Here is a 13,795-nt window from a genome sequence, read left to right on the forward strand (position 1 = left end):
ATTATTTTGTATAGTTATATAGTACGCGACCTAATTTTTCAATCCCGATTTTAATGCGCTCATCCGGCATGCTTGAAAAATTCAATCGGAAAGTATGATGATTTTCACTCGTTGGATAGAATGTTTCTCCACTGACAAAAGCCACTTTTTCAGCCAAACACTCTTGCGCAATAGGTCGGACATCCATGTATTCTGGTAAAGTGACCCAAACGAATAATCCGCCTTCTGGGCGTGTATATTGCACTTCTTTTGGGAAATACTGTTCAATTGCGGCTAACATTAGATTGCGACGATGTAAATACAAGTCACGAATCGTTGCGATATGCTTATCAATCGAGAAATGCTCCAAATACAGAGCAATTTCACGTTGCGCTTTCGTATTACTGTGCAAATCAGTTCCTTGTTTCATAATCGTATATTTTTTTAGGATTTCCTTGTCTCCTGCAATCCAGCCAATACGATATCCTGGACAAAAAATCTTAGAAAAAGTTCCCGTACAAATAATCGTTCCTGATTGATCAAAATGACGAATAGACGGTAAATCTTCTCCTTCAAAGCGTAACTCGCCGTACGGATTATCTTCCAACACTGGCAATTGGTACTGCTCAGAAAGCTTGGCTAATTCTTGGCGACGTTCTAAGTTCCAACTCAAACCAGTTGGGTTTTGAAATTCTGGAATCACGTAGATTAATTTAGCTTGCGGATATTGCTTGATTTCGGCTTCTAAATCTTCCATATCCATGCCGTTTTCATCGGTAGCAATTTCGACAAATTGGCAACCATACGCACGAAACGCATTTAATGCGGCTAAATACGTAGGACTTTCACAGAAAACAACGTCACCTTCATCTAAAAAGATTTTCCCAGTTAAATCAATTGCTTGTTGAGAACCACTGGTAATTAAAATATTATCTGGATCAAAATTGGTCTGTAATTTTTGGTTCATGCGTTGAGCAATCCACGCACGCAATGGCTCAAATCCTTCTGTGGTACTGTATTGTAAGGCAGCCTGACCATCTTCTTTTAACAACCACTCATTCACTTGTCGAATTTCTTCAATGGGAAATAATTCTGGTGCGGGTAAGCCGCCAGCAAACGAAATGAAGTCGGGTTGTTCTGTTAATTTTAGTAACTCGCGGACTTCAGAAGATTGAATTTCGTTGACACGATTTGCAAATTTTAATGGCATCTTCTCACACTCATTTCTTGATTTTTGTCATAAAAAAATCCTAAGATGCACGATGCATCTTAGGACGTTAATTACGCGGTACCACCTAAATTGTAGAATTTTTCTACCTCTCAATAGTGAGTTAACGTTCACTACCCGTTTGACCCTACTCATCGTTCAAGTCAAAAAAACTCCCAAGCTACCTTCACTAAACCCTACTGAAAATCTTGCACCAATCAATTTTCTCTCTAAAAGTAGTGGTCCTAGCTACTCCTCTTGTTCTTCGTTAGAATTTATTCTACAATGAACTTTTTTGAAAGTCAACTTACACAAGTGCTTTTGCAGCTTCAAGTGCTTTTGTATAGTCTGGTTCATGTGACAACTCCGGAACGATTTCTTCATAACGAATCACACCGTCTTGGTCTAAAACAAAGATTGAACGTGCATAGCGATTCATTTCTGGAATCAGAATACTATAACTTTCACCAAAGGTATTTTCTGGATCATGTAACATCACCATGTCTACACCTTCTTGACCACACCAAGCAGCTTGTTCTTCTTGTGTATTATTTGAAATAGTTGCAAAGTTGATTTCTTCTATTTGACTTGCTTCGATATTAAAACGTTTTGTTTGAATTGCACAAACACGTGTATCGATATCAGGTACGACACTCAAAATTGTTGGTTTGCCAGCAAAATCTGCTAAGCTATAGCGATTGTCTTTCAAATCCTTTAATGAGAAATCTGCTGCTTTTTCCCCAACTTTCAATTGTGTTCCTGGTACTTCTAATACTTCACCTTTACGAGTAATATTCATCTCATCCACTCCTCTAATCTATCTTATTTCAGTATATAGGAGTCCAGAATTTTTACAAAAACATCTGCCTATAGCATAAAAGTACAGCTAGCAAATGTGCTAACTGTACTTTTTTTATTCTGCAACCATATTTTCTTGTTCTTCTTTTACTAAACGTGCATCATAACTACGAATAAATGGAAGCCAAATTAAGAAGGCTGCTGCTGCACAAATAACGGCTGTCACACCAGCTTTCCAATCACCACCTGAACCAATAAATGCACCAATCCCCACTGGAGAAGGCCATGGCATTTGCGCAATCATTGGACGGATAATTTCTAACTTAATCGCAAAGTACGCAATTGACGCAGAGACCATTGGTGCTAAAAAGAATGGTACAGCTACAAATGGATTGTAAATAATCGGAATACCGAAAATCAATGGCTCATTAATATTGAATAATGCTGGTCCCACTGCAGCACGACCTAATACTTTCAATTGATCGGACTTACATAAAAACATCATAGCAAAGACTAAACCTAACGTTGCACCAGAACCACCGATAGTAACAAAAGCATTATTAAATTCTCCTGCTAATGGGATATGCCCGCCAGCGATATTCGTTGCAATATTTGCTAATGCGATAGGTTGGATAAATGCAAATACAATATTTGCACCATGAATACCAACTAACCACAAGGCATGGACTAAGAAATAAATTACCATCAAACCAATCCAGCTATTCGTCAAATTCGTTACAAATCCAAATGGAATACCAACTAATTTGAAAATATCTGTTCCTAAGACAATTAAAATACCATTAAAAATTAAAACAACAATAGAAATTACAAATGTAGGAATTAAAGCAGTAAATGCACGAGCAACTCCTAATGGCACAGCTTCTGGCATCTTAACTACCCAATTTTTAGATACACATAAGCGATACAATTGAACAGCTACCACAGCCATAATAATAGCTGTAAAAATACCCACCGTTCCGAGACGGGTAATACCATCACCGCCCATTTCCCAACCTCCAATGGTGAAAGCACCATTGTCAGCATCGACAATTTGTACACGAGTCATTGAACCATTTTCCAAGATGATTTGCGGAATCGTCATAAAAAATGCAAACATAGACAATAGGCCACCATTAATTGGTGTTAAATCAAGTCCGTCTTCTTCTGCAATAATTTTTGTATATTCATACCCTAAAACCACACTGAAATATAATGCCAAAATGCCCATTGTTGCTGTATTGGCAACCATGTATAAACTACTTACTTTAAAGAATGTCGCATCAAATAGTCCTTGCAAAGGTGTAATAACATCTGGTAAGACGTTTAACACTAAGAACATCGACCCAACGATCGTAAATGGAATGGTCGCCATCCCGGCCCCCATAATCGCACGAACAAATTTAAATTGAGCAATTTTTCCCATAGGGCCCATGAGATATTTTTCTAAAAATCCAAAAATTCCACTTGATTGTTCCATGAATAACACTCCTTTATTTATTAATCGCTTTTTCGTATTTCTGAATATACTGATAGTGTCGATCTTTTTGAGAACGAATGGCTGTGATACGTTTCAAACAGACAGCAATTAAAAGCAAGCCTATCGCTAAAATAGCTAACACTAGGAATCGTGATTGCATCGTATTTGTTAAAAATGGAAAAATAGTGTGAAAACCAACACCTGTTAGTGCGCTTAGACTCAAAAGCAGATTAACCATTAATTGGATGTGATAATAAAGAGCTGTATATCGTAATTGGTTTGCCTTCTCATCTTCCTTTGCGCCATATAATTTTACGTGTTCGAAAACCGCAGGCACAATCGCTATTAATAATCCCATTGGCCAAATCGCCATTTTATGATGTCCAATTAAAAAGAGAATCATGACATGCAAATTAACAAAAAAGAATAACGCTAACAGATAACGCAAGAGTAAGAAGCGATTGTATCGGAAATTCTTTTGTTGTGTCTCTTTCTCAAAATTACGCCCATTTTTGTGTACTTTCCCCATGTTCTCATCCTTTCTAGATTGAAGACGCTACAATATTAACCGCGTTTGTAAAGCTCTAACATTTCTAGCGCAACTTCTCGTAAAGTCATTGTTGTCATTAAATGATCTTGTGCATGCACCATAATGACTTCCATGACAATCGTTTCACCATTGGCATATTCTTTTAATAATTCCGTTTGTGCTTTATGAGCATTTACTAGTGACTCATTGGCATCTTCTAGTTTTTGCGCTGCTTTTTCAAATTCATTCGCACGCATATGCGCAAACGATTCGTGTATTAGTGTACGTGCATCTCCACTACTAAGAATAATTTCAAATGCAACCCCTTGTAATGTTTCTTGATCCATTCTCGACACTCCTTCCTAATTCTTCTCATGATGTTCAATAAATACGGATAAAAATTCATCATAATTTTGACAATGAACTAATTTTTTTCGTAACGTATCATTTTCAATAATTGGCACTAGCCAGTGACTGATTTTTTCTAATTCTGTTTGGTTTTTATAATCGGGTGACATCAGAAAAACCAATTGAATATTCGGATGTTCTTCATCCCAATAAATTCCTTCTGGTGCAACAACAATCGAAACATAAGCTCTTTCGGTAACAGGTTCGATTGGATGTGGTACAGCCAGATAAGGCGAAAAAGCCACTGTGCTATACGATTCTCTCAATTTCAGTTGCTTAGCAAGAGTGCTTGAAATATCGTGACTTTCAAGCTCATTCATCTTATTGATTAATACGTTCAAAACTGCTTCTTTTTCTGACTGCTCTGATAGTCGGAAAAACAATTCTGGTTTCATAACTTGTCTAATTAACTTTTCTGTCTGCTGTTCTTCGTTACCATCTTCGCGTAATTCCAACGGTATATTATTTTGATTGTTCTTCAATTTCGACAATTCATGATTAATGGCTTGAATATCTTGGTCATCCAAAAAAACACTCACATGAACAATTGGTATACTATAAATAACATTGGGCAAATGAATCGATGAAATAATCAAATCAATACCTTCTAATAGCTCTTCTGAAATTTCATAATAACTACTCACTTGTTCGATAATGATTTTCGATCCTAGCTCATGTTCCAAACGAATTCGCAACATTTGTGAACTTCCTAAACCAGTTGCGCAAATCACCATCACTCGAGCTTTTTGTGAATTAAAAAAGCGCTCCACGGCAGCAGTCACATGAATCGTGATATAAGCCCATTCACTTTCTGTAATCGTATATTCTTGAAATACCGGCATAGTAGATAAATTATCAATCGTCAATGCTAATAGATGACCATATTTCTGCTTAATATCTTCAAGTAACGGATTTTCAATACTCGTTTGATTCTGCAATCTTGTCAGAAGTGGTGTTAAATGAATCAATAAGCCATCAATCAAAATCGTATCTTGTTGCAAAGCAAAACCAGTTTGTTGATCAATCTTCGCTAAAGCAGCAATTAACTGATTTTTGACTTGTGTTTCTGTATACGTACTTTTTTCAAAGATTTTTTTTGATGTCACTTTGTTTCGCAAATGCATAGCAATATACGTCGCTTCTTCTTCAGGAAACGCTATATGCAGTGTTTCCTCCAAACGACGAATGATTTTTAACGCGGTTTGGTATTCTTTGGCTTCTTGCGGAAATTCATGAGTCGGTACTACTTGAATTTCAAAGCCTGCTTGAATGCGTTTCACCGCTAAACCAATATGCAAGACAAGGTTGTAAATAATGAAATCTGATAAACCTAACTGAGATTCTCGACATTCATCTAAAACAATAATCACAATTTCTTCGATACTAATTCCTTCTAAAAAATCCACATAGTTCGAAAACGTATACAAATTATCCTGCAATCGGTTCATGAAAAAATAATTCATAATAAAATGACGATTATTTTGCTCACTACCAGAAAGATAGATCCCAGTCCCCGCTTTACTTTTGATTTCGATATCATAAGGCTTCAATAATTTGCGTACTTCAACAATATCATTTGAAATAGTTGAACGTGAAACAAACAATTCGTTAGCTAAATCATCCATAAATAGTTTATCTTTGCTAAAAAATAAGCTATTTAAGATAAAGTATTGCCGATCCTTTGCTTCATGAATGGAAGTTATCTCATTTTTAGTTGGTACTAACTGTAATTCATGTCGATAAAAGGTTTCGAATCGTTGCTCATCCAAAATTTTCAAACGATACCCTTGTCCTTGTTTGGCTTCTATTTCTGCTTGATTATGACTTATTTTTTCACGAAGAATACTCAAATATTTGCGGGCAGTTCGATCAGAAACCTTTAATTCTGATGCTATTTCTTGACTATTTACATATGTGTGAAGATTGTTATATAAGGTTTTTAGTATAGTTATTTCTTTTTGACTCAACATTCTTCTCAGCCCTTAAAATGAATTAAATATTTTCTTCAACGACTGCCGCCAATTTTTGAATCCCCATTGGAATGGGTACATAGGCTTGAGGCGGAATATTAACGATTGGTTTATTCTTTTTATCCGCCGCTGTTTTAAGATTTGCATAATACATTTTTGTTTGCGGGCTGACTAAATACAAATCAAATTCGTCTTTATCAATCGTACTTGCTCCTTGTGAAGCTGACGTCGCATCTAATTCAATCTCTACCCCTTTAGACGCAAAATATTCTGTTGTTTTCTTTGCAATTACAGATGATGACATCCCACCTGCACAAATAATCAATGCTTTTTTCATCATTCATTCCTCCATTTTCTTGTTATACTTGTACTGACTAACGCCCCTCCTTCAACATTCGATATACTCACTATAATAGAAAGCGATTACATTGTGAATCGAAGCAATTTCCTTAATGATACGGAAGGAAATTAAATTCAGCAACTAAAAAAAGCCTAAGCAGACAACAGCTGCTTGGGCTCATACTTTTTATTGGACCTATGAAATAGTGACTAGTGGTCTTTTTTGATAGTGATTATCAAAGAAAATCAATGTCAATAATTCCGTTGTTAAATCAATGTAACGCATATTCACATGTTTGGGTACAATCACACGATCAGGAGCAAAATTCATAATTGCTGTAATACCTGCGTCTACAATTGTGTTAATTGCTTCTTGAGAATGCTGACTAGGAACAGTTGAAATAGCGACTGTCACGCCATTTTTTTCAGCAACTGTTTTAAATTCCTCCATACTATGAATCATAAAACCAGCTATTTCTTTCCCAATTAATTCAGGATTGTTATCAAATACACAAGTGATTTTAAGATTTTCATTACGACGAAAATTATTATTAGCGAGAGCTTTACCCAAATTGCCAAATCCAACAAGTGCAATACGTTTTTCATCATCTGTAGCTAAAATGTCACTAAATACTTCAATCAAATAAGAAACATCATAACCATAACCGCTACGCCCTAATTCTCCTAGATAAGAAAAATCACGACGAATGGTCGCCGCTGGAATTTGCGTAATCTCTGAGAAATCTTTTGATTTAATTCGGGTTTCACCAGTTGATTCTAAAATTTTGAGATTTCTTAAATATAACGGTAACCGTTTCGCAGTCGCCCGCGGTAATTTCTTTTCTTTGTGTTCCTCCACTTTCTCAGCTCCTTTTTTGTTACTATATTCACATAAATTTTATCATTTAACACTATGTTGTGCAAGCTTTAGCTGAATGGAATATAAAAAAACAAGAAACTTCGTGAGAAATTTCTTGTTTCCTTTATTATAATAAATCTGAAAATTCATCCTCGCGCTCTTTTTCAGAGCTAACGGTAATTTCTTCCATTTTTAAACCTGCTAAAGAACGTTCCATCATGCCTTCAATATCTAATCGTTCTTCATAGTGATGCACTTTATCCAAACGCGGACGTGTTTTTGGTTGTGGTGGTGCAAAGATTGTACAACAATCTTCAAACGGTTGAATCGCTAATTCAAAAGTATCAATTTGTTGTGCTACTTCGATAATTTCTAATTTATCCATTGTTGCGACCGGACGAATGATTGGCGTATTGGTGACTTCATTGATAGCAACCATGCTTTGTAGGGTTTGTGAAGCTACTTGACCTAACGATTCACCATTTAGAATAATCAAGCCTTTACGTAATTCACGAATTGCATCTGTCAAACGTAACATCATGCGGCGAGTAATCGTCATCCAGTAACCTTGAGGGACACTTTTTTTAATTTCTTCTTGAATCTCAGTAAATGGTACTTCAATAAATTGTATGCTTCCTACATATGGAGCCAATTTAGCTGTTAAGTCTTTGGCTTTTTGTAAGGCTTGTTCACTTGTATATGGAGGACTGGCAAAATGCACAGCTTCAATTTCCACGCCACGTTTCATTGAATAGTACCCCGCAACTGGCGAATCAATCCCTCCAGACAGCATCAGCATCCCCTTGCCACTTGTTCCTACTGGTAAACCACCCGCACCTTGAATCGTCTCATGAGAAAGATACGCACCATCTCGGCGAATTTCGACACGTAAGTTAATATCGGGTTGTTTCATTTGTGCTTTAATGTCAGGAAAAATATCAATAATCGCATTTCCTAACGTTAAATTTAGTTCACCACTTGTTTGGACAAAATCATGATCACTGCGTTTTGCTGTAATTTTAAAGGTTTCTTTCCCCGTATAAACTTCGCGCATAATTTCTTGGGCCTTGGCTTTAATCGCTTCAATATCTTTTTCCACACGAACACTTGGCGAAAAATTTTGAATACCAAAGATTTTTTGTAATTTAGGAATAATGACATCACTATCTTCACCATTCAATAGTAAATGCATTCGGTCACGATCCGCATGGACACGGACATGAGGGAAATCAATCAGAGCTTTTTTCACGTTCGAAGCTAGACGGGTAATAAATGTGTTGCGGTTTTTTCCTTTTGTTGAAAGTTCGCCGTAACGAACCATAATTTCTGTATACTTCACAGTATGTTGTATCCTCCTCTATGCTGCTTCTTTTTCAGCAATTTGCACGCTTGCCATTATAGCATAAAAGAAAATGCTACCGCTGAAAAAAAGTCTTTGCTAAATTTGCTAGTTAATTTTTGAAAATTTTTGATACAGTTGATGGAACACAATTAAAAATTGCTCTACTTCAGCCATGGTATTACTTTCATCCAAACTGATGCGAATAGCTGACGTAGCCAGTGAATGTGGCACATTCATCGCATGTAACGTACTTGAAGCTGCTTGTTTTTTACTTGAGCAAGCACTCGTCGTTGAAACATAAATTTGTTTTTCTTCTAGCGCATGAACTAAGACTTCGCCACGAATATCTTTCAATGAAAAACAAAGAATATGAGGAGCAAAATGTTCTTCTTTAGAAAAAATAGTGACTTTTTCATAACTAGCCAAAGCTTCCAATAAATAGTTCTTTAAACGTGCGACATGATTCGGCTTGTTTTCTTTTTGTTCAAAAGCCAAACGTAATGCTCTTGCCATCGCGACAATACCAGCTACATTCTCTGTTCCACTACGCTGCCCATGCTCTTGACCTCCACCATTCATTAATGGTGCCAATTTACGTCCTTCACGCCAGAAAATAAACCCAACACCACGTGGCCCGTGAAATTTATGTGCAGAGAAAGTCGCAAAATCCACTCGAGGAGTCAACCAACGAGTCTTCTCCACTTTCGTCAGTGCTTGCACAGCATCCACATGAAAATGAATTTTAGGGAAGTCCGCTAAAATGGCGCTAATAGCTTCAATTGGCTGCATAGAACCAATTTCATTATTGACAGCCATCACAGAAACTAAAATCGTTTCTTTACGGATTAATTTTTTGAGTTCATCTACATCGACAAAACCTTCTGCTGTCACCGGTGCGATACTGATTTCAAAACCTAATTGTTTCAACTGTTCCGCTGTTTCACTCACAGCAGGATGCTCAATGCTAGAAATAATCAGGTGATTTCCAAATTCCTTTTTAGCAAGTGCCGTGCCTTTCAACACCCAATTATTCCCTTCAGTCCCTCCACTAGTAAAGAATATTTCTTTGGATGAGACAGCTAATTGGTCGGCTATTTGGTTACGTGCTTGATTTAATAAGCGGGTTGCTTGTGTTCCTAAATCGTGCAAACTCGAAGGATTCCCCATAATTCGTTGACTTGTTTTTACATATGTATCCAACGCTTGTGGGAAAATCGGTGTTGTTGCACTATTATCAAAATATATCACAGTGAAAGATCCTCTCTTCATCAAATTCTTTCCTATTATAACGACTAAACGAATGCCTTTCAAGTTGAATGAATTGTTGCTTGTTTTTAAACAAAAAAATCGTATTTGAAAGAATCAAATACGATTTTTATTCTAAACTAAATCTCGATTGTTAAAGTAGAAGTTTTCCAAACGTTTGAATGCGCCTGGTTCTACACGTTCTAATGATGTGCCAATTTCATCCAAGGCATCTTGGTAACGGTACTCTTGTGTAAATAATTGAAGCGTACGGTCAATAGATGCTTTTACTTCTGGATGTGAGTGACGGTAACGGTTAGCATATTGCATCATTTGTTCTGTTAAAGCTGCTGCATCAACTAAGTCATGCGTACGAGTATCTAACATTTCTAAGTCTTCTTCGCAAATTGCAACTAATTTGTTGATTTCTTCCATATCAATACGAATTTTATTCAATGATTTATTTAGCTCTTCAATACGATCAGTTGCCATAAAGAAGAAATCTAAATATTCGCTTGGTAATCCTGGTAAACGTTGTTTTTCCACAAAACGCTTAAGATTACGCAATTTGAATTCAAATGACTCTACTTTTTCTTGCGCCAGTTTTTCACCTTTGCGAAGTTCACGTAATGATTGGTCAATTTCCAATTGCTCTGCTTCAACATCGTCTAAAATCTTGAATGCATCTTTGTAGAAGTTTTGTAATTCAGAGAATGGTATTTCATGCTTATCCATTTTTGGATTCGTATTTTCATTACGACGAGCAATTTCTTCAATCTCTGTTTGGAAACCACGTACACGACCTAATTCATTATGATTTAACGTGTAATTTTGAGAAGTATGATCAATTTCAATCAGTAATTGACGATTATTTCTAGTTGCATGATCAATGTAATCTGAAATCACTTTACGATTCTTCATCACATATTTTCTAGCATCAATTTCACGCTCTAATACTGAATAGAGTGCGTCAATTTCACTAGCTGTATCGCGATTTGCTGTTTCAACTGTTGCAACTTCTGCTTTTGCTAAATCTTCCAATGAATTTTCTACTCGACGAGCCACACGATGAATATTGCTTGAGAAATCTTCTTCTGGGAATACATAATGATCAGCAATCATTTTTTTATACCCATCTTCAATTTCTTTTAATTGTGAAGGGAACGTTTTATTTAATTCTTCAAAAACAGCTGGAATGCGATTCATTAAATCTTCCACTTCGTATGTGTGCTTTTCGGCAGTGTCTAATACTTCACGTGCTTCGACTGGATCACCTGAGGTATTCAACGTGACAAATTGAGTGAATTCAATTTCGATGTTGCGAATTTGCTTTTGCAGCTCTGGATAAGCAGGTCCAAAACTTTCATCGTTTTCACGAAGCTTTGTTTTCAATTCTTCGTAAACGTCTAAAGCTTGTTGTACTTGCAAGGAATTACGTTCTTCACTTTCACGTAATTCTTTTAACCCATTGCGAATGTCTTCAACAGATTTCTCCATTTCTTTCATGGTTGCTTCGGCCGCTGTTACTGCACTATTGGCTTTGAAAAATCGGAACGTTTCGTTTAAACTTTCAACTTCAAAAATTTGGCTTTCTAACTCTGCAAATGATTTGGTTGAAATCTCTGTCCATTGCTGATTCCATTCTCTAAAGGTATTTTGGCTTTGTCCGACAAGGTGCATCTTTCTTACGTCATCTACTTCTTCAATAACCGGTAAATCAAATAAGTGCTCTTTTCGTTTCTCTAACGAATTAAGTTTTTCTTGATTCTTCTTCCGCATGAAAAAGCCAACTCCATACAAGATTGCCGCTACCACGATAATGGCAATGACGATTCCGATGATTACATTACTTCCCATTTAAGGTTCCTCCAATTTTCCAAGTTCCACTTTTGCCAAATTTGTGATGACCCACAAAATTAGTCGATCCATTTATAAGAAACAAGTATTTCTTTTGGTCAAAAGACATCTATTTTAAATTATAGCACAAAGACAAATATCAAGCACTAAGAACTCTCTAAATTTTACCACTTTTTTTTATTTCAATTTTCCCTTTAAAATTCTCTGTAAAACTGATATTTTTTTTCATCTTATTTTAATAATAATGATGAAAAAAACTTGATTTCTTTCTATTGAAAATGTATCCTAGGTAAAAAATACGTATTAAAATGTCACTTTTATCGCTAATATGTTAAATAGTGAGAAATATCACTGCTAAAAAATCAGTTGCAGCATTTTGGCAGTAAATTTTAATACATGAATAGGAATTAGGGGTAATTATAATGAAAGTAGCAAAATTTGGAGGAAGCTCACTTGCTTCTTCAAGACAGGTTAAAAAAGTGGTAAATATCATCAAAGCTGATTCAGAACGGCGTTTCATTGTGGTTTCTGCACCAGGCAAACGCTCATCTGATGATATTAAAGTAACAGATTTATTAGTTGAATTGTATCATACACGCTTAGAAAATAGAGATGTTTCCGCACTTATCGAAACAATTTTCGAACGTTACCAAGAAATCGGCGCACCTTTCCATGTTGACGAAGCAATTTTAAATCAAATTCGCCAAGACTTACAAAGTTTAGCAGATATCCCATATGAAAATAATCCGCATTTCTATGATACTGTTTTAGCAAGTGGTGAAGACAACAATGCCAAATTAATTGCAGGTATCTTACAAGCAGAAGGCGAAAATGCACGTTATGTGAACCCTCAAGAATTAGGCATGCTGGTTACTGATGAACCTCAAAATGCACGGATTCTATCGAAGTCTTATACATCAATTTATCAATGGCGTGAAAGTGAAGAAACTTTAGTTATTCCTGGTTTCTTTGGCTATACAGAAGCTGGCGAAGTTTGTACGTTTTCACGTGGGGGGTCCGATATTTCAGGTGCGATTGTTGCTGCTGGATTAAAAGTCGATTTATATGAAAACTTTACTGATGTGGATGGCATTTTTGTCGCGCATCCCGGTTATATTCACCATCCGGAATCAATGGCAGAAGTTACCTATCGCGAAATGCGTGAATTGGCATATGCAGGATTTACTGTTTTTCACGAAGAAGCATTGATGCCATCTTACCGTGCGAAAATTCCCGTGGTTATTAAAAATACCAATAATCCCTCACACCCAGGAACAATCATCAAAAATGAACGTTCAAATCATGATAATCCTGTAGTAGGTATTGCTAGTGATGAAGGGTTCAGTATGATTTATATTAGCAAGTACTTAATGAACCGTGAAGTTGGATTCACTTTACGTGTGCTAGAAATTTTGCGTGATTTTAACTTGAATTATGAGCATATGCCTTCAGGAATTGATGATATTTCAATTATTTTACGTGCCAATCAATTAAATCCAGAATTGGAAGAAGAATTATTACGTAAAATTGCTTACGAAATTGATCCTGATGAACTACGCATTACCCATGATTTAACGATGGTGGTGGTTGTGGGTGAAGGCATGAAACACCGTGTCGGAACAACTGCCGAAAGCACTGCAGCCCTTGCACGCAAAAGTATTAATATTGAAATGATTAACCAAGGTTCTTCAGAGGTCAGTATTATGTTTGGTATCCATAAAGAACGTGAACAAGATGCCATTCGGACATTGTACTATACATTTTTTGAATAAGAAGAAAGCCAGT

Annotated in this window: 12 protein-coding genes and 1 other annotated feature; of the genes, 1 reads left to right on the forward strand and 11 read right to left on the reverse strand. The window is 36.3% G+C overall.

Annotated features, from left to right (window positions below; genetic code table 11):
• Position 1: 1 nt before the first annotated feature.
• From BAU17_RS07095 to BAU17_RS07145, 11 genes are all read right to left on the reverse strand, one after another.
• On the reverse strand, positions 2-1,189 hold the full coding sequence (locus BAU17_RS07095) for an aminotransferase-like domain-containing protein (RefSeq protein WP_161902113.1): 1,188 nt from the start codon (positions 1,187-1,189) through the stop codon (positions 2-4).
• Positions 1,190-1,246: 57 nt separating this feature from the next.
• Positions 1,247-1,461 (reverse strand) — a binding site (T-box leader).
• Between the two features lie 32 nt (positions 1,462-1,493).
• Positions 1,494-1,985, reverse strand: coding sequence for a thiol peroxidase (gene tpx, locus BAU17_RS07100; protein WP_161902114.1), 492 nt, complete (start codon positions 1,983-1,985; stop codon positions 1,494-1,496).
• 114 nt (positions 1,986-2,099) lie between these two features.
• Positions 2,100-3,461: a PTS cellobiose transporter subunit IIC gene (gene celB / locus BAU17_RS07105; protein WP_161902115.1), complete on the reverse strand. Its 1,362-nt coding sequence runs from the start codon at positions 3,459-3,461 to the stop codon at positions 2,100-2,102.
• A gap of 13 nt (positions 3,462-3,474) precedes the next feature.
• Positions 3,475-3,990, reverse strand: a complete 516-nt coding sequence (locus BAU17_RS07110; protein ID WP_161902116.1) for a hypothetical protein — start codon at positions 3,988-3,990, stop codon at positions 3,475-3,477.
• Between the two features lie 35 nt (positions 3,991-4,025).
• Positions 4,026-4,337: a PTS cellobiose transporter subunit IIA gene (locus tag BAU17_RS07115; protein ID WP_161902117.1), complete on the reverse strand. Its 312-nt coding sequence runs from the start codon at positions 4,335-4,337 to the stop codon at positions 4,026-4,028.
• Positions 4,338-4,352: 15 nt separating this feature from the next.
• Positions 4,353-6,368, reverse strand: coding sequence for a BglG family transcription antiterminator (locus BAU17_RS07120; protein ID WP_161902118.1), 2,016 nt, complete (start codon positions 6,366-6,368; stop codon positions 4,353-4,355).
• A 22-nt stretch (positions 6,369-6,390) separates the two neighbouring features.
• Positions 6,391-6,705, reverse strand: a complete 315-nt coding sequence (locus tag BAU17_RS07125) for a PTS cellobiose transporter subunit IIB (protein WP_161902139.1) — start codon at positions 6,703-6,705, stop codon at positions 6,391-6,393.
• Positions 6,706-6,903: 198 nt separating this feature from the next.
• Positions 6,904-7,566 (reverse strand): redox-sensing transcriptional repressor Rex, encoded by a 663-nt coding sequence (locus tag BAU17_RS07130; protein WP_161902119.1) that lies wholly within the window; start codon positions 7,564-7,566, stop codon positions 6,904-6,906.
• 127 nt (positions 7,567-7,693) lie between these two features.
• Positions 7,694-8,905, reverse strand: a complete 1,212-nt coding sequence (gene thiI, locus BAU17_RS07135) for a tRNA uracil 4-sulfurtransferase ThiI (RefSeq protein WP_161902120.1) — start codon at positions 8,903-8,905, stop codon at positions 7,694-7,696.
• 108 nt (positions 8,906-9,013) lie between these two features.
• Positions 9,014-10,156, reverse strand: coding sequence for a cysteine desulfurase family protein (locus BAU17_RS07140; RefSeq protein ID WP_161902140.1), 1,143 nt, complete (start codon positions 10,154-10,156; stop codon positions 9,014-9,016).
• A gap of 132 nt (positions 10,157-10,288) precedes the next feature.
• Positions 10,289-12,010, reverse strand: coding sequence for a septation ring formation regulator EzrA (locus BAU17_RS07145; RefSeq protein ID WP_161902121.1), 1,722 nt, complete (start codon positions 12,008-12,010; stop codon positions 10,289-10,291).
• Between the two features lie 422 nt (positions 12,011-12,432).
• Here BAU17_RS07145 and BAU17_RS07150 point away from each other — a divergent pair, with 422 nt between their 5' ends.
• Positions 12,433-13,782, forward strand: coding sequence for an aspartate kinase (locus BAU17_RS07150; protein ID WP_161902122.1), 1,350 nt, complete (start codon positions 12,433-12,435; stop codon positions 13,780-13,782).
• Positions 13,783-13,795: the final 13 nt, after the last annotated feature.

Origin of the sequence: Candidatus Enterococcus willemsii, assembly GCF_009933335.1 — a bacterium.
In the GTDB taxonomy this organism is placed as follows: domain Bacteria; phylum Bacillota; class Bacilli; order Lactobacillales; family Enterococcaceae; genus Enterococcus_F; species Enterococcus_F willemsii.

Coding starts and splice junctions, on each gene's coding strand:
- BAU17_RS07095 (WP_161902113.1), bottom strand. CDS start 1,189: ATGCCATTAAAATTTGCAAATCGTGTCAACGAAATTCAATCTTCTGAA.
- tpx (WP_161902114.1), bottom strand. CDS start 1,985: ATGAATATTACTCGTAAAGGTGAAGTATTAGAAGTACCAGGAACACAA.
- celB (WP_161902115.1), bottom strand. CDS start 3,461: ATGGAACAATCAAGTGGAATTTTTGGATTTTTAGAAAAATATCTCATG.
- BAU17_RS07110 (WP_161902116.1), bottom strand. CDS start 3,990: ATGGGGAAAGTACACAAAAATGGGCGTAATTTTGAGAAAGAGACACAA.
- BAU17_RS07115 (WP_161902117.1), bottom strand. CDS start 4,337: ATGGATCAAGAAACATTACAAGGGGTTGCATTTGAAATTATTCTTAGT.
- BAU17_RS07120 (WP_161902118.1), bottom strand. CDS start 6,368: ATGTTGAGTCAAAAAGAAATAACTATACTAAAAACCTTATATAACAAT.
- BAU17_RS07125 (WP_161902139.1), bottom strand. CDS start 6,705: ATGAAAAAAGCATTGATTATTTGTGCAGGTGGGATGTCATCATCTGTA.
- BAU17_RS07145 (WP_161902121.1), bottom strand. CDS start 12,010: ATGGGAAGTAATGTAATCATCGGAATCGTCATTGCCATTATCGTGGTA.
- BAU17_RS07150 (WP_161902122.1), top strand. CDS start 12,433: ATGAAAGTAGCAAAATTTGGAGGAAGCTCACTTGCTTCTTCAAGACAG.